This is a genomic window from Phascolarctobacterium sp. ET69 (genome assembly GCF_023336935.1).
Classification (GTDB): Bacteria; Bacillota; Negativicutes; order Acidaminococcales; family Acidaminococcaceae; genus Fusicatenibacter_A; species Fusicatenibacter_A intestinipullorum.
Map to the genome: position 1 here is coordinate 147,223 of NZ_JAMBLR010000003.1, position 16,558 is coordinate 163,780.

The following is a 16,558-nucleotide window of genomic DNA, read 5'->3' on the forward strand; positions in this document are numbered from 1 at the left end:
CCATATCGGGAGGTGTGTAGTATGTTTAAAAAAATTCTGGTGCCTGTCGACGGTTCTGAAACGTCCTGGCGCGCACTTAATAATGCTTTGGAAATTGGCAGAAAATTTAACAGTGAAATTGTTGTAGTAAACGTTATTCAGCCGTACAATAACGCAGCTCTGCTGGCAGTACCGCTTGACCACAGCACTATCAGCCGCGGCAACAGCGAACTGGAACGCATCGGCGACAAAGTGCTTGAATATGCTAAAAACATCGTTGGCGATTATCCGCATGAAGTAAGCTACGATATGGAAGTAGGCCATCCTTCGGAACGCATTATCGCCCTTGCCAAAAAAGTTCAGGCAGACGCAATCGTTATCGGCTCCCGCGGCCTTTCCGGCATTGCCGAATTCTTCCTCGGCAGCGTCAGCAGCAAGGTTTCTCAGTATGCGGCTGTGCCTGTGCTGATTGTGAAATAAAGTGATACTATGCTGAAAAAATTATTGGTAGCAATAGACGGTACTGAATATTCGTGGCGCGCGCTGGAATATGCCATCGGCATAGCCAAAATGGCGGAATCGGAGATGGTTGTTTTAACCGTTGCCCGTGAAGGCTTGCAGCATACGCCGCAGCTGCCGCTGGAAGGCGAACTGGCCGGTGATGTAAACGGGCCTGCCATGCAGGTAGGCAACGAAGTTTTGGGCGCTGCAAAGCATATACTTGATGAGCAGGACATTCCCTGCTCTTATGTGCTTGTTATCGGCACCCGCCCTGCGCCGGAAATTATTAAGCAGTGCCGCAAGGAAAAATGCGATACCATTATCATAGGCACGCGCGGTTTCGGCGCTATTGAAGGCCTGTTTAAAAACAGCGTCAGCCATATAGTAATCGAAAATGCTTCCGTGCCTGTAATTGTAATAAAATAATAAGCAAAAAGTAAGCCTTTGCCTTAACGGCAGGGGCTTATTTTTTATGCCAATTAAAAGGCATAATTATAAAATAATTAAAACAGGTATTTATAAAAAAGACTGCTGAATGGCATTGTGTATTTTAATAAATAATAAAAATATTACTCTTACAGCTAAAAACCAAACTATACCCCTACTTGTCAGTTTTGGCTCCAATATGTTAAAATATATTAATATCAATTAATGTAAAGTTATTAAAATAAAACAGACTTTTGTATTTATAATTTTTTGGGGAGTGATAGTTATGAAGAAAACCGTTGGGATGGCGGCAGTGTGCCTGTTAGTGGCAAGCAGCGCATTAGCACAGTCGCCGATACCTACTTTTGACAAGGAAGCTGTTACGCCACACCCGTACAACCGTACTGGTCAGCAGGACGTTATCAGTGGAGACGAAACTCCATCCGGAGAATTCCGCCCCGGTAATACCGGCACAAAAGATGACCCTGCTTTTTATGTTAAAAGTATTAAACTTACCGGCTTTGAACTGCCGGATAAAGTGGGACGGCTTCAGGAAATTTTAAACAAATACCAAAAGCGCAGCGTTAAAGTTGCGGAACTGAATAATTTAACGGCAGAAATTACGGCATACGCCAAAGAATGCGGCTATACGGTTGCGCAGGCGGTTGTTCCGCCGCAGGAAGTTGCAGGCGGCAGCCTTGAAATAAAAGTGTATGTAGCCAATTACGATAAAATAAATATTACGCAGAATGACAGCGATATTGCTACCGGCGTGCTGAATAACTACCTTAGCGGCTTAAAACCGGGCAGCGCCATTACCGACAGCAAACTGGAAGACGCCATTAACAATATTAACGACCTTCCGGGCGTACAGGCACGCGCTGTTTTAAAACCGGGCGGCGAGCCGGGCACAACCAGCCTTGACGTTGAAGCAACGCGCAGGCCGGTTTGGAATAACTACGTATTTGTTGATAACGGCGGCGGCTATTGGAGCGGGCGTTACCGCTACGGCTTTAATACCGAAATTAACAACCCCGGCAAAATCGGTGATAAGTTTATTTTAAACGGTATGCTTTCCAGCCATGATGTTAAAAACTACGGCATCCGTTACGAACTGCCGGTTGGCAGCCGCGGCACCCGGGTTGGCATTGCTTACAGCCAAAGCTCTTATGAAATGAGCACCAACAGCTTTTACGATACGCTCGGCAAATCCAAGGGCATCAGCCTTTACGGCATGACGCCGGTTTACCGTGACCGCAGCAACCGCATAACCGCGATTTACGGTTACGACCACCGTGATATTGAAGATGAGCTGCGTTTCAGCATAGACGGATTAGGCCGCATGAAAACCGAAAAAGACGCGGATGTATGGCATGTTGGCATCAGCGGCAGCCAGTATAATGTAAACCAGTTTACGCAGTACAGCTTAATTTACTGGTACGGCGATATTGATACTGAAGGGCAGAATGCTTATTATGACGGCGGCTACCATAAACTGACCGGTGACTTGCTGAACATTTGGTATGACGGCGACTGGAATTACCGCATTAAAGCCAGCGGGCAAATGGCAAGCCGCGCGCTTGACGGCAGCGAACAGTTTTACCTTGGCGGCATTAACGGCGTGCGTGCGTATGGCGCAAGCGATGGCTATGGCGACCTTGGCTACCTGGCAACGGCTGAAATCCGCCGCGCAACCGGAATTGAAGGTTTGGAAGCGGCTGTGTTTATCGACAGCGGCGCTGTTAAAAACAAGTTTGACGGCACCATGGACCACCTGGCAGGCTGGGGTGTTGGGTTACGTTACGCCAAACCCGGCGACTGGTATGCTCAGCTTGATTACGCCCGCAAGATTGACGCGCGCCCTGACCGTATTGAGCGCGACGACCATGACGGCAGGCTTTGGTTCCAGCTTTATAAAATGTTCTGATTAATATTAATAAATATGTAATAGACTCATTAAAAATTCCTTTAAAAACTTACGGAGGGAAATATAATGAACAGTAAAAAGAATCTTAAACGAAACCTTTTAATATGCCTGCTGGCCGGTTCTGCCGTAATGTATACCCTGCCGCTGCATGCAGCAACAAGCGTAATTGGCAACGGCACGCTGCCGAGTGGTGGCGAGGTTATGGCTGGGCAGATAGATATACCCGATTGGGCGCGTCCTGGAGGAACTAATCCTGCTGGAAATCTTGAAATGAATATTATTCAAAACAGCCATAATGGTGTTATAAAATGGGATAGTTTTGATATTGGTGGTAGTGCAACCGTTAATTTTAGAGGACCGCAGGATTTTAATACTTTAAACTATGTCAACAGTGGTGCGGCTTCTCAAATTTATGGCACCATTAATGCTAATAATAACGGTAATATTTTTATCGTTAACCCGGCTGGCGTGCAAATTGGTAACAGCGCACAGATTAATGTTGGCAGTTTGTATGTATCAAATAAAAAATTTAGCGATGATAAATTAAAGAAAGTAAAAGCTGATACTAATGTTAATGATTTTATGCAGGGCGGTACTTTGACAAATGCCGAACTTATGAGTTTGGGTAATATAAACATTACAAATATTGAAAACGGCAATGTAACATTTGAAGGTAATGGACGTATTGTTATTGACACCGAACGTATAAAGAAAAATGATGTAGTAACTGATAACTTTATTGTTAAAACTGATGATATAAATGATGTATTGCTTGGTTATGATGCTTATAACACTGAAAACAATCCAGGTACTTACGATGGAATGCAAAAAACTTTTGCTAACAATGTTTTTGTAAATAATTCTGCTACTGCAACTGCTGTTGATGGCTATATGTGGGTAGAAGATGTTAAGCAGCTGCAAGCCATTAATACCAATCTTAACGGCAACTATGCTTTAAGAAACAGTATTGATGCGACAGCAACTTCATCGTGGGATGATAATGATAATGACAATATAAATGAAGGGTTTAAGCAGATTGGTACGGAGATAAAAAATGCTTTTACCGGCAAATTTGATGGGTTAGATTATAACATTTTTGGCTTAACAATTAATAGATCTACTGAAAATGATGTAGGCTTATTTGGTGTAGTTAATGGTGCCACTATAAATAATGTAACACTTGTTGGTGGCAGCATTACGGGCAATTATCGTGTCGGCGGGATTGTTGGTAACGCGATAGGCGAAAATACTGTTATAAGTAATGCGACAAATAGTGCTTCTGTAACCGGAAACAGTCAGGTTGGCGGCATTGTTGGTATTATAACTGGTAATTCAGTTAACAAAAGTAAGGTTAATAACGTTATTAATACTGGTACAATAAATGGTAATGCTGGCAACGATGTTGGCGGGCTTATTGGTTCTTTAAACAATAGTCAATTAATAGGTAACAGTTATAATTTGGGTGCTGTAACAAGCAGTGGTCATGATGTAGGTGGTTTGGTTGGCAGTGCTTTAAATTCTACTATTGGCGACGGTACTAACCTCGTTTACAACCGCCTTGACGTAACCGGTGCTTACAACGTAGGTGGCATAGTCGGCAATATGGAAGTCAGTACTGTGAAAAATGCTGAAAACAGCGGTACTGTGTTAGCAACGTGGTACATAACGGAAGGCTATACTTACCATACTGGTGAGAGCAATAGTGGTAATTTGCCAAGCGGTAATCTTAACGGAGATGGTACGGCTACTACAACAGTGAATGTAGCCAATGTCGGCGGTATTGCAGGTATTTCTTCTAATAGTACTATAACAAATGTTGAAAATAACGGAGATGTTAGCACTGAAACTATCGGAGATAGTGGTGATAACAGCCATATTTATAGAGCCGGTAACGTTGGCGGTGTTGTTGGCAGTGCTGTTAATACTAATATAACTAATGCAACAAATAAAGAAAACTCCGTACGTGGCGCCCATAACGTAGGCGGCATAGCCGGATATTTTAGTGGTAAAGGTACTATAGATAAAGGTATTAATGACGGCGGCGACATTATGGCTACAGGTGCTCGTTATGATGGTAATTTTGTAAGAGAAACCGTACGTCCGATAACTGGCGATGCTAATGAAAGTTTTATTATAGGCAATATTGGCGGCATTGTTGGTTATATGGAGGGGAATGGTGCAAAAGTTACCGGCAGTGCAAACCGTGGCACGGTACATACTGATGAACCTGGTGACCCCACAAATGTTAAAGATTGGCAAAAAGCCGCTAATGTTGGCGGTATAGTTGGTAAAATTGACCGCCGCACAACTGGTAATTTAAAAAATGATAATAATGAAATTGATGTAACGAAAGCCGCTGTATCCAACAGTTATAATACGGGAGATGTACTTGGTTATACCGGTGTTGGTGGCGTAGCAGGCATGATGTATAATGGCGAAATAGCCGCATCGTACAATCTTGGTTATTTGCGTACAACGCGTCAATCGCAGCAAGGCAGCAGTATTGATGCCTTGAATATGGGTGGTATAGTTGGCGATACAACAGAACTTTCAGGAGCGGAAGTTTATCTTTATGATGTTTATAACAAAGGCCAGATTGGCGATAGTAAATTTAATTATTTTGGACGTCATGTCGGCGGCATTGTTGGACGTCTTTCCGGTACAGTAGAAAAGGCTTATAATAACGGTGCTATTTATAACGGTTATAATGTAGTCGGCGGCATTGCCGGCTGGATGGCTCAAGGGAAAATAGAAAATGCTTTTAACACCGGTAATATAACTGTTTTAAATAAAAATAATGCTTCAAGCCAGGTTGGCGGCATTGCCGGTGCGGCAAGCGATAATAGTGACATTGTGATAAATAATGCCTATAATCTTGGTACATTGCGTAGTTTTAAAGACTCAAATGTTGCAAATGCAGGTAATAATACTTTAGGCGGTATTTTAGGTCATATTCAGGATGAAAACCAAGGCAATGCCAGAGTTACTATAACAAATGTTTATACAACCGGCAATTTGTTCATTGATGAGGGTAATGGTATTGGCAGCATTTATGGCAGTAATACTATTGGCGATAGGTTGTATTTTAGCAATACTTATTATATTAGGCCGCAGGAGGATGAAGTTGGTAATCCATTATTTACTGAATTAAGTGGTAATAGTGATAATTCCAATAAAGCAATAGATTTTGATGAAAAGTCTGATTTAAAACAATATCATTATTATGATAATGACGGTACACATCATTCCTTAACTTTTACTCAGCAAGAAGGTGGCAAGATTTATGGAAGTGTTGAAGGTATAACAACAGCAGATGGGAAGTTACAACAAATTGAAAGCACTGATACTGATACTGGTGCTTGGCGTATTTATTACGGCAATACTCCTATTTTAAATGCCTTTTTACCGGATAGTGAAAAATATTTTGCAAAGAATGGTTTAACTGATAATAGTAATAACACTGATAAAACTTTTAACGGCTCAATACAATATGGTACAGCTTATGATCCTCTTTTGACCATTATTAATACTGACAGAGATTTAGTATTTAATTTTGGTACAAAAGATAATGAGTTAAGTATAACTAATGCAGCAGGGCTTGCTGTTTACGGTGGTGGCGTAACTCTCAATAATTTTACAACCAGCAGCGGCAGCGGCTATTTTGGCGGTACTATTTATGCTGATGGTGCATTGAATATTAATGGTGTTAAGAACGATATTGGCATAGGCAGTGCAGCTGATATTTACGGTTCTGCCGTTAATATTACAACAGATGGCAAAGTAACCATTTATGGCGATGTAACTGCAACAGGTAATACTGCTAATGGAGCAACCAGCGATAAATCAGATGTGATTGATGTTAAAGATAAAGGCAATATTACTATTAGCGCTAGTGATGTTGATGTATACGGTACTTTAACATCTGCTGAGCAAGGTAGTTCTGTTGTAGTATCTGGAATTGAAGATCAAGCAGTACAAGGTTGGAAACCTGGTTTAGATATTGGCGATGAAGAAGAGGTTATGAGTGATATTGCTGATCGCTTTGCACATACTACTGGTGCTTCTGATGTTGATGGTAATATTACAATTATTGCAAAAACTAAACTCGTTGTTGACGATAATGACGAGCCAATTTTGGATGAAAATGGCAACAAGCAATATATCGGCGGCGGCAACGTTAACCTGTACTACGGCAATAAGGAACAGGGGCTTATTACAACCGGCGGCAATTTAACTGTAACCGGCACGGGCGATGTTTATGTTGACAGTGATTTAAGTATTGGCGGCGGATTATCTTTAACTGCCGGTGCGGATAAAGAAATTGTACTCGATATTAGCAATATCGGTCAGGTGCAGAATAATCATGACAATACAGAGGCAGTTAAAACTTTGCATGACTTTTTAGGTCAATTTGGTGAAAAGAACGCAATTAAAATTAATGGTACTGACGATGCTAAAATTACCGTTGATATGTGGCAGGGGGATGCCTTTGACCTTGATAAGTTTGACATAGATAATAATAATACATTTGCTGGTGCGCTTACTGATTTAAAAGTAAATGTAAATGATGCAGATACAAATAGCAGCGGTAGAGATATTACACATATCTGGGTAAGCAGCGGCGAGCAGCTTAAGAATATTCAAACTTATTATAAAACTGAAACTGAAGAAGGAAGAACTACAGGTATTCTCGGTTATAATTTTGCCTTAAAAAATGACATCAATGCCAGCGATGTAAGTGGTTATGAGGCGATTGGTACTAATAGTGCTAATGGTTTTACCGGCACTTTTGACGGGCGTGGCAACCGCATTATTGGTTTAAAGGTTGAAAATGCAAATGGCAACGCAGGCATTTTTGATACTATTGGTACAAACGGCGTTGTTAAAGACGTTAACATTTACAGCGGTACATTTACAGGCAGCAAGAACGCTGGTGCTGTTGCAGGCGTAAACAGCGGACGCATTGAAGGCATTGTAACCTTTGGCAACACTGTAACATCTAAAGGCAATGCGGGCGGTATTGTTGGTGTTAATAACAGCGGTAATTTTAGTAAAAATGAAACTACCGGCAGCACTAATGACGGTGTATTAACTAACGGTATTTACGATGTTGAAAGCACCGGCAGTGTTATCGCAGGCAGTTCCAGTGCCATTGCAGGTGGTTTGGTTGGCAAAAATGATGGCGGCCTTGCCAACAGCTTCAGCGACAGCGCGGTAACAGTAGATACAAATGTTACTAGTGGTACAAGTGTTGGCCTTGGCGGCGTGGTTGGCGTTAATACCGAAAAGGGCAACGTGCAATATGTGGATAGCCTTGGTGTTACTAACGGCGGTGCAACAGGCAGCAGTAATATTGGCGGCATCATTGGTACAAACAACGGCAATATGTACAGTGGTTATAACGAAAGTATCGTCAGCGGCAAGGATAATGTCGGCGGTATTATTGGTGAAAATGACGGTGGTATCAACTATACCGTGGAGGAAGATAGAACGGTAACTTGGAGCAAAGGCACTGTAGAAAACGTTGTTAATGCAACTGGTGTAACTGGTACAGGCAATAATGTCGGTGGTTTGTTAGGTACTAATATTGGCAGTGTTGAAAACGGACGCAACAACGGAACAATTGCCGGCAATGAATATGTCGGTGGTTTGGTTGGTAATAACGCTAGCAAGAACTCTGTTTTAACAAACCTTGTTAACGATAGTTCAGCTGCTATTACTGGTGAACGATATGTCGGTGGTATTGCAGGCAGTAATGCCGGTACTATAACTACTGGTAATGAAGAAACGGACGAAACCGTTAACCTTATTAACCGCGGCACAATTACCGGGCAGCAGTATGTTGGCGGTGTTGCAGGCAGCAACAGCGGCACTATTACCAATGCCAACAACGATGTTGAACTTAATGTAAAAGATAGTACTGCTGATGCTGAATTCTTTGGCGGTATTGCCGGTGAAAATACTAAAGACGGCATTATTAAGAATGCTACCAATACGGCAGATGTAAATGCTGATGGCGCAACTTATGTCGGCGGTATTGTTGGTAAAAATGACGGTACTTTAGAAAATATGGCAGGTAACAGCGGTAATGTAACTGGTGAAAACTATGTTGGTGGTGTTGCTGGGCTGAATACAAATAATAAGCCTTTAAATGGTGTTGAAGCTTCTAACACAGGTACTGTGTTTGCAACTGCTGGCGGTGCAGGCGGTATTTTTGCAGTAAATAATGCTAATATTACTAATTCCAAACTTACAAATAACGGTACAGTTATAGGCAATAGCGGCAACGGCACCGGTGGTATTTTTGGTGTTAATACAGGTAATATAAGTACATCCAGCCTTATAAATGAAGTTGATGGGCAGGTTATTGGTACAAATAATGTCGGCGGCTTAATCGGCAAGAATACAGGTACTATTACCGGCGGCCGTGATGATGCTGACAGTTATTATAAATATCAGATTTACAACAACGGTGTTATTAATGTAGGGGCTTATATTTATAATAGCAAAAACGGTGAATATGAATTTAAAGTTGATACAGGTTCTAATATCGGCGGCCTTATTGGTGATAACCAGGGCAGCTTAACCGCAGGCTACAATACCGGTGCAATCAATGCGGCCGATAGTGAAAACGTCGGCGGCATTGCAGGCAGCAACAGCGGTACAATCGACCAGGTATTTAACACCGTAATGACGGAAAATGGTCAAAATCAAACTATTACCGGCGATGCCAATGTTGGCGGCTTGGTCGGCAATAACAGCGGTACATTAAGCAATGCCTATAACACAACAAGAGAAGTTAAGGGCGACGCAGTTTCTACTGGCAATCTTGTTGGCATAAACGGCGGTACTGTACAATATGTTTACGGTGTTGCGAATAATTTAATTGGCAGTGGCACAGACGCTGTAAATGGTTATGTAATTGATAATTCTGACCAATGGAAGCAAGAAGGTTCTTATGATGGGTTTACTGGAGCAAACGGCTGGAAGATTTATAACGGTTCAACCTTGCCGATGTTAAGCGTATTCTTAACCAAAGTAACGGTTGTAGACCAGCACCTTGTAAACCAGTATTTCAGTGCTAAACATTATGGCGAGTTACATCAGATTACTGCGGATGACATTAAAGCGCTTATTGCTATTGGCGCAATTTCTGCACCGGATGGTTTTGGCGCATTTAATAATAATAACGGCTTAATCCAGGGCGTGGCTGATGACGCTATGGCAAATTCCGGCAACTGGCTGTATTCCCAGCAGATTCTTGGCAGTAATATTAATGGCTTATTTAACCCCAATAACCTTGGTTATGATATAAGCCTTGTATATTCGCCGTTTGAGCTGGATAATGACCCGTCTTCGCATTGGAACTACCTCTTTAACGATGCTCCGTTCGACCGCAATAAAGACTTCCGTGAACGCAAAGCAGAAGTAAACTTTGTAGACGGCGGCATGGAGATTTAAAAGTAGCGCATTAAATAAAAACACCTGTGGATATTTCCACAGGTGTTTTTTGTAGTATTCAAAAAGTTTTTAGTAAAATGTAAAGCAGGGCAGCTGCGCTGCTGGTTTTACGCAGGCAGCACTTTCCCCTTCACCACGCCCGTGAGCCAAGCTCCGGATGGCGCCCCGGTGAAAGATGCAGGCGTTTGGCAAGTTCCACTGCTTCTTCAAGCGGCAGGTCGCCGGCACGCTCACCGTTTTTTTCAAATACGCAGTGCGGGTCTTCGCTGCCCACTTCGCCGCCGGGCAGGTAAATGTATTCTCTGTTGTCGTTGTCGGCAAGTATAATGCCTGCCAGTAACTGCTCTGCTAAAATTTTGCTCATTGTTGCTCCTTAAAACATGCGGCGCTTCCACAGCCAGTAGCCGGTAACCCCGGCAACCAGAAGTGAGGTGCCGCCTATTACAAGAAATCCGTACGGGCTGTCGGAAAGCGGCACGGGCACGTTCATGCCCCATAAGCCGCCGATGGTGGTAGGTATGGCCAGTATAATCGTTACGGACGCCAGAAACTTCATTACAAGGTTCAGGTTGTTGCTGATGATGGAGGCGAATACTTCCATCATGCTGTTTAAAATGTGGCTGTACATTTCAACCATTTCGATAGCCTGCTTGTATTCGATGATAACGTCCTCCAGCAAATCCTCGTCTTCTTCATAGAGTTTGATGAGGTGCGCGCTCTGGTTGGTGGAGCGCAGGCGCAGCAGTTTTTCGGTTACAATGTAGTTGCTGCGCAGGGAGGTTGTAAAGTATGTTAAGGATTTCTGCAAATCCAGCATGTTAAAAAGCTCGCTGTTTTCCATGGACTGGCGCAGGTGCTGTTCCAGTTCGTCGGTGCGTTTGATAATAATGCGGATGTATTTCAGATATAATGTTGCCGATTTGTATAGTATCTGAAAGAGAAAGCGCGTTTTTTTAAAGGTACTGAACATTTTATAGTTGTAGGAAGAAAAATCGGCGATAACGGCGTTAGGTTCCAGGCAGACGGTTACAATGTAATCTGCCGATACGATAATGCCCAGCGGCAGCGTGTCGTAATCTTTGTTGCTGCGCAGGACAGGGATGTCGATAAGGGTGAGTATCTGGTCATCCTCTGTTTCGATACGGGATTTTTCTTCATCGTCAAGCGCGGCGCTTAAAAAGTCCATCTGAATGCCGGTGGCGTCCGCCACTTCGTGCAGTTCTTCGGGTGAGGGACTGACGATGTCTATCCAGCAGCCTTTTTCCAGGCTGTCCAGTTCCAGTTCGTCCATGCCGTTATTGGTGCTTTTCATAATTCTGTACATTGGCGGTCCCTCCTTCCGTTTGCAATGTGAATTAAAGCCGCAGCGCGGGGCTGTAAATTTAATTCACTCTGCAATCTTTTAAATATTCGGCACAAAAGCGCAAAATCCTTGTTAAAGGGGCTGTTTAGTTAAATTTTTTACAAAATTTTAAACTGCATGGGCAGAGTTTTTACTTTTCTTTAATAAAAATTGTTGATATAATATAACTAATTTTAAAAGCAGGAGGGTAGTATTGTAGCTTAGAGCGGATTTTTTGTGAAGAAAGGTAGTGCAGCAGGATGAATATTCAGTTGATTATTGTTGTTGTGTATATTGCGCTTTTGTTCGCAATAAGTTTTTACGTTAAAAGCAGGGCGGATAAAGGCTCTGCGGAGTATCTTTTTGCAGGGCGCAAACTTGGCCCGGTGCTGATTGCCGTTAATATTACGGGCCTTGCCGTTGGTGCGGCTTCTACAGTTGGCGTTGCCGAAAACGCTTACAAGGTTGGCATGGCAGCAGGCTGGTACAATGCGGCGTGGAGCGCGGGCGCCATTATTATGGGCCTTGTGGCGGCGGGCAAGCTGCGTGCCATGAAGGTTTCCACCATTCCGGAATTTTTTGAAAAATATTACGATACCAAAGGACGCGTTATCAGCGCGGTTGGGCTTGTAATTATCATGTCCGTTATTACGGCGCTTCAGTATCTCGCCGGCGGCGCGATTCTGGCTTCGCTTCTGCCCGAATATTTCTCGTTCCGCGGCGGCATGATTGTGAGCGCGGTGGTATTTATCGGCATTACGCTTATCGGCGGTTTGTGGTCGAGCGGTTTGTCCAATATCGTCAGCGTTGTTTTAATTTATGCGGGCATTTTATATTCCTGCGTGGCAGCGGTAGACCACAGCGGCGGGCTTGATGCTATTGCGGCGCAGCTGCCGGCCGGGCTTGACTGGTTTGACCCGTTTGCAGGCATTCCGCTGGCCGTTATTATCGGCTGGTTTATTGTTATGATTACGCAGGCCATTACGGCGCAGGGCCCTGTGCAGATTGCCTGCGGCGCGCGTGACGCCAAAACCGCGCGCAACGGCTTTATTCTTGGCGGGCTTTTAATTTTCCCGGTAGGCTTTTTGTGCGCGCTTTTAGGCATTATCGGCAAGGTGCAGTTCCCGGAAATTTCGGCAACGCTGGCTTTGCCTAAAGTTGTTATGGCGCTTGACCCCATTGCCTCGGGCACTACGCTTGCGGCGCTGTGGGCAGCGGACGTATCTACCGCCTGCACAATTCTTCTGGGCGCAGGTACGCTGTTCAGCCAGGATATTTACAAACGCTTTATTAATCCGTCCGTAACGGACGACCGCTTTGTTAAAATTAACCGCCTGACTATTTTGGCGGTTGGCATTATAACCTTATGGTTTGCTTTTAATGCTGCCGGTATTTTAAAAACCATGGTGGCAGGGCTTTCGATGACGACGGCGCTGACCTGCGTATTTTTGTTTACGGTGTTTGCGCCCGGTTTGTGCCGCTGCAGCAGCGCATTTTGGACTACTCTTGCAGGGCTTTTGGGCCTTGTGGTATGGGAGTTTGTACCGGCGCTGCACGTTTTGCAGCATGTAATTTATTTTGAATGGCTGCTGTGCATTATCGTGTTCCTTATTGTAGCCGTGTTTGACAAAACACCTATTAAAAAACCGGAAATGGTGGAGGAAGACTAATCATGGCAGAACAGAAACTGACGAGCATTGAAATAGGGCGTGCGGCACTGCGCATTGCCGTTACCGAAAACCGTGCGGAGGAGCAGCGCATTAAAGAGCAGCTGGCGGCAAAGGGCATCCGCAGTACGGCGGTAGATTTTGGCGGCGAGTTTATGCCGAGCGTTGTTAAAATTGTGGAGCGTGCCGTTGTTGCGGCGCAGCGTCAGGGCATTGTTACGGAAACCCACGTCGGCGCGGGCGCAGTTGCAGGTGCTGCCCACGCTGCTTTGGAGCAGCTTGTGACGAAAGCGGCCGGCTTTAACGTGGGCGGCAAAATTGGCATTGCCCGCAGCGGCGAGCATTTGTGCGTTGCCATATATATGGCGGTGGGCGTGCTGAACCTTGACGAATTGTGCGTGGCGTTGGGGCACCGCTCACTGGCAAGTGAAGAATAAAGGAGCAGTATGAATATTATAGATATTATCGGGCCTGTAATGATTGGCCCTTCAAGTTCGCATACGGCGGGCGCGGTAAGGCTGGGGCTTCTGGCTGCCGGTATTCTGGGCGCGCCGCCCGTTAAAGCACAGATTGATTTGCACGGCAGCTTTGCGCATACCTACCGCGGGCATGGCACGGACGTGGCGCTGCTTGCCGGGCTTATGGGCTGGCTGCCTGATGACGCGCGTATTCCGCAGGCGCGTAAATATGCCGCGGAAGCAGGGCTGGAATATAATTTTGCCAAAGTAAACCTTGGTGATTTAACCCACCCCAATACAGCGCGCTTTACGCTGACGGCAAAAGACGGCAAAAGCTGCGAGGTTATCGGTTCCTCCATCGGCGGCGGGCAGGTTAAGGTGTCTGCCATTGACGGAGCGGAGGTTGAATTGGACGGCAAGCTGCCTGCGCTGTTGGTATCGCATACCGACAAGCCCGGCGTGATTGCGCTTGTAAGCAGCACGCTGGCAAGTGCGTCCGTAAATATCGCAACCATGCGCGTGTTCCGCAAAAATAAAGGCGGGCTGGCAACCATGGTGCTTGAGTGTGACCAGAAAGTGCAGCCTGCGATAGTGCAGCTGCTGGCGGCGCTGCCGCCTATTGACACGGTGCGTTTTGTAGACAGCGTGCTTTGAGGTGAAAGATGGCAAACGACAAAATTTCATTAAATGCATTAATAGAAGAAGCAGAAGCGGCAAAACTGAGCCTGAACGCTTATTTGCTGCCGCAGAGCGCTGCTGAACTGGAAATTACGGAAGAAGAACTGCTTGCCAAAATGGCGCAGATGCTGAAAGTAATGGAAGAAGCCGCAGCCTACGGGCTGACGGGCGTGCGCTCGCACAGCGGCTTAACCGGCGGCAGTGCGCTTAAACTGCAAAACGCGGCAGCGCAGCCCGGCTTTAATAAACTTTTGGGCGCTCTTGCAACGGACGCCGTAACTTATGCCATTGCCGTAAGCGAATGCAACGCTGCCATGGGCAGAATTGTGGCGGCTCCCACGGCCGGTGCGGCAGGCGTGCTTCCCGGCGTGCTGCTGGCTTTAAAAAAACACTGTAATTTAACGGAAGAACAGCTGGCACGCGCGCTTGTTGTGGCAGGGCAAATCGGGCTTGTAATTGCAGCCCGTGCCTCGCTTGCTGGTGCTGTTGGCGGCTGCCAGGCAGAATGCGGCAGTGCGGCTGCCATGGCGGCAGGCGCGGCTGTTGACGCTTTGGGCGGCACTCCTGCGCAGGCAGGTACTGCCGTAAGCATTGTTTTTAAAAACATGCTGGGGCTGGTGTGCGACCCTGTGGCAGGGCTTGTGGAAGTGCCCTGCATAAAACGCAACGGCGGTGCGGCAGTGCAGGCGCTTTTGGCGGCAGAAATGGCGCTGGCAGGCATCGGCAGCTTTATTCCGGCGGACGAAGCCATTGACGCCATGAAATGGGTGGGCGACTCCATGCCCTGCGCGCTGCGCGAAACTGCGGGCGGGGGCCTTGCACAAACGCCTACGGCGCTGGCGTGGGCCAAAGCGTGGTTTGAACGCGAATAGCCGTAAAAAGCGGTTTTGTAAAATTAATGACATTTTATATTAAAAATTTTTACAAAAAATATTGACAGAACCTGTCTGCTATGATAGAATTACATTCGTCGCCAAGCGTATCTTGGTAAAATGGTGGCTGTGGTGAAGCGGTTAACACGGCGGATTGTGGCTCCGTTACGCGAGGGTTCGAATCCCTCCAGTCACCCCATATTTTTGGGGCGTAGCCAAGTCGGTAAGGCACGGGACTTTGACTCCCGCATGCGTTGGTTCGAGTCCAGCCGCCCCAGCCAAATAACGTGATCCACTAGCTCAGTCGGTAGAGCACCTGACTTTTAATCAGGGTGTCCCGCGTTCGAGTCGCGGGTGGATCACCATTTTTTTATCTGTTAAACGCTGTACCAATGCAGGTGCAGCGTTTTTGTGTTTTCTGTTGGAGCACCAATCAGAGTGTATTGGGAGCAACGTGGGGAGAATAACTGGTAAAAATAATAACGCCGCGGCTTGTGTCACGGCGTTTCTTTCTGCTGTATTTTATTTTAGCCTTCCGTCCGGCGCTTTGCTTCTCTTTCTTTTTGCAGGGCTTCCTGCTGCTGTTTTTCACGCTTGCGTATATCGCGCAGGCAGCCGAAAAAAACATAAAGGAAAAAGCAGTTTATGCCCAAACCAACAGTTGCCACATACATACGCCCCGAAGGGTCCATACCCTGTGAACAGCTATAAAAAATCCAATTCCAAAGGCCCATAAAAAGAGCGAAAAAAATATATAAAAACGGGCGTGTAACTTTAGGGTCGTCTGTTTCATAAGTCCACCAGACGCCGTGCCCTTTGCGGTATTCCAAGCCGCCCGGCCCGTCATGCTCCACAAAGCCGTCTTTGGGCGTCTGGCGTACAATGCCTTTTTTACTGTAACTGCCGTTGGCGTTCTTTTTAAAGGAGGTAGTTTTTTCTTCCATAATTGCCTCCGCGGGTTTACTGTCATAATAGGTAACATAGATTTTAAGTTAATTACTTTAATTTTATTATATAGAACAGATTCTATTTTATCTATCAGACTTATGTAAAATTTAAATGTTGAAAAATTGAGCCGCTTAATATATAATAATAAAGTCAATTTAAATGCGGATGTGGCGGAATTGGCAGACGCACCAGACTTAGGATCTGGCGCCTTCGGCGTGCAGGTTCGACTCCTGTCATCCGCACCAGCATTCAACGTCCTGCTTTGGCAGGATGTTTTTTTATGCCCGTTTTACATTTTT

Annotated in this window: 11 protein-coding genes and 4 tRNA genes; 12 read left to right on the plus strand and 3 right to left on the minus strand. The window is 45.3% G+C overall.

Going from position 1 to position 16,558, the window contains the following annotated elements; all coding sequences use genetic code 11:
- Positions 1–21 precede the first annotated feature (21 nt).
- The 4 genes from M3079_RS05910 to M3079_RS05925 all read left to right on the plus strand — a co-directional run bounded on the left by M3079_RS05910 (position 22) and on the right by M3079_RS05925 (position 10,294).
- Entirely contained in the window at positions 22–459 is a 438-nt protein-coding gene (locus tag M3079_RS05910; protein ID WP_021715511.1) for a universal stress protein, read from the plus strand.
- Positions 460–468: 9 nt separating this feature from the next.
- Positions 469–906 carry a universal stress protein gene (locus tag M3079_RS05915; protein ID WP_249077922.1) on the plus strand — a complete coding sequence of 146 codons (438 nt, stop codon included), beginning with the start codon at positions 469–471 and terminating at the stop codon, positions 904–906.
- A gap of 286 nt (positions 907–1,192) precedes the next feature.
- Positions 1,193–2,833, plus strand: coding sequence for a ShlB/FhaC/HecB family hemolysin secretion/activation protein (locus M3079_RS05920; protein ID WP_249077923.1), 1,641 nt, complete (start codon positions 1,193–1,195; stop codon positions 2,831–2,833).
- A gap of 66 nt (positions 2,834–2,899) precedes the next feature.
- A complete protein-coding gene (locus M3079_RS05925; RefSeq protein ID WP_249077926.1) occupies positions 2,900–10,294 on the plus strand; it encodes a hypothetical protein in 7,395 nt (2,464 codons plus the stop codon).
- A 130-nt stretch (positions 10,295–10,424) separates the two neighbouring features.
- Here the strand turns inward: M3079_RS05925 and M3079_RS05930 are convergent, their stop codons facing one another.
- Positions 10,425–10,658: a hypothetical protein gene (locus tag M3079_RS05930; RefSeq protein WP_249077928.1), complete on the minus strand. Its 234-nt coding sequence runs from the start codon at positions 10,656–10,658 to the stop codon at positions 10,425–10,427.
- Between the two features lie 9 nt (positions 10,659–10,667).
- A complete protein-coding gene (locus tag M3079_RS05935; protein ID WP_021715508.1) occupies positions 10,668–11,618 on the minus strand; it encodes a magnesium transporter CorA family protein in 951 nt (316 codons plus the stop codon).
- A gap of 278 nt (positions 11,619–11,896) precedes the next feature.
- Between M3079_RS05935 and M3079_RS05940 the strand changes: the two genes are divergently transcribed.
- From M3079_RS05940 to M3079_RS05970, 7 genes are all read left to right on the plus strand, one after another.
- Positions 11,897–13,306, plus strand: coding sequence for a sodium:solute symporter family protein (locus M3079_RS05940; protein ID WP_249077931.1), 1,410 nt, complete (start codon positions 11,897–11,899; stop codon positions 13,304–13,306).
- A gap of 2 nt (positions 13,307–13,308) precedes the next feature.
- On the plus strand, positions 13,309–13,740 hold the full coding sequence (locus M3079_RS05945) for a HutP family protein (protein ID WP_249077933.1): 432 nt from the start codon (positions 13,309–13,311) through the stop codon (positions 13,738–13,740).
- 9 nt (positions 13,741–13,749) lie between these two features.
- Complete coding sequence (gene sdaAB, locus M3079_RS05950; RefSeq protein WP_249077936.1) at positions 13,750–14,415, plus strand: L-serine ammonia-lyase, iron-sulfur-dependent subunit beta; 666 nt, start codon at positions 13,750–13,752, stop codon at positions 14,413–14,415.
- Positions 14,416–14,423: 8 nt separating this feature from the next.
- Positions 14,424–15,311 carry an L-serine ammonia-lyase, iron-sulfur-dependent, subunit alpha gene (gene sdaAA / locus M3079_RS05955; protein ID WP_249077938.1) on the plus strand — a complete coding sequence of 296 codons (888 nt, stop codon included), beginning with the start codon at positions 14,424–14,426 and terminating at the stop codon, positions 15,309–15,311.
- 123 nt (positions 15,312–15,434) lie between these two features.
- Positions 15,435–15,510 (plus strand) — tRNA-His (locus tag M3079_RS05960).
- A 6-nt stretch (positions 15,511–15,516) separates the two neighbouring features.
- Positions 15,517–15,592: transfer RNA gene (locus tag M3079_RS05965), tRNA-Gln, on the plus strand.
- A gap of 8 nt (positions 15,593–15,600) precedes the next feature.
- Positions 15,601–15,676: transfer RNA gene (locus M3079_RS05970), tRNA-Lys, on the plus strand.
- A gap of 162 nt (positions 15,677–15,838) precedes the next feature.
- Here the strand turns inward: M3079_RS05970 and M3079_RS05975 are convergent.
- A complete protein-coding gene (locus M3079_RS05975; RefSeq protein WP_249077940.1) occupies positions 15,839–16,255 on the minus strand; it encodes a hypothetical protein in 417 nt (138 codons plus the stop codon).
- A gap of 165 nt (positions 16,256–16,420) precedes the next feature.
- Between M3079_RS05975 and M3079_RS05980 the strand changes: the two genes are divergently transcribed.
- A tRNA-Leu gene (locus tag M3079_RS05980) sits at positions 16,421–16,504 on the plus strand.
- Positions 16,505–16,558: the final 54 nt, after the last annotated feature.

Excerpts from the sequence above, each read along its gene's own strand:
- M3079_RS05910 (WP_021715511.1), top strand. The coding sequence starts at position 22 with ATGTTTAAAAAAATTCTGGTGCCTGTCGACGGTTCTGAAACGTCCTGG.
- M3079_RS05915 (WP_249077922.1), top strand. The coding sequence starts at position 469 with ATGCTGAAAAAATTATTGGTAGCAATAGACGGTACTGAATATTCGTGG.
- M3079_RS05920 (WP_249077923.1), top strand. The coding sequence starts at position 1,193 with ATGAAGAAAACCGTTGGGATGGCGGCAGTGTGCCTGTTAGTGGCAAGC.
- M3079_RS05925 (WP_249077926.1), top strand. The coding sequence starts at position 2,900 with ATGAACAGTAAAAAGAATCTTAAACGAAACCTTTTAATATGCCTGCTG.
- M3079_RS05930 (WP_249077928.1), bottom strand. The coding sequence starts at position 10,658 with ATGAGCAAAATTTTAGCAGAGCAGTTACTGGCAGGCATTATACTTGCC.
- M3079_RS05935 (WP_021715508.1), bottom strand. The coding sequence starts at position 11,618 with ATGTACAGAATTATGAAAAGCACCAATAACGGCATGGACGAACTGGAA.
- M3079_RS05940 (WP_249077931.1), top strand. The coding sequence starts at position 11,897 with ATGAATATTCAGTTGATTATTGTTGTTGTGTATATTGCGCTTTTGTTC.
- M3079_RS05945 (WP_249077933.1), top strand. The coding sequence starts at position 13,309 with ATGGCAGAACAGAAACTGACGAGCATTGAAATAGGGCGTGCGGCACTG.
- sdaAB (WP_249077936.1), top strand. The coding sequence starts at position 13,750 with ATGAATATTATAGATATTATCGGGCCTGTAATGATTGGCCCTTCAAGT.
- sdaAA (WP_249077938.1), top strand. The coding sequence starts at position 14,424 with ATGGCAAACGACAAAATTTCATTAAATGCATTAATAGAAGAAGCAGAA.
- M3079_RS05975 (WP_249077940.1), bottom strand. The coding sequence starts at position 16,255 with ATGGAAGAAAAAACTACCTCCTTTAAAAAGAACGCCAACGGCAGTTAC.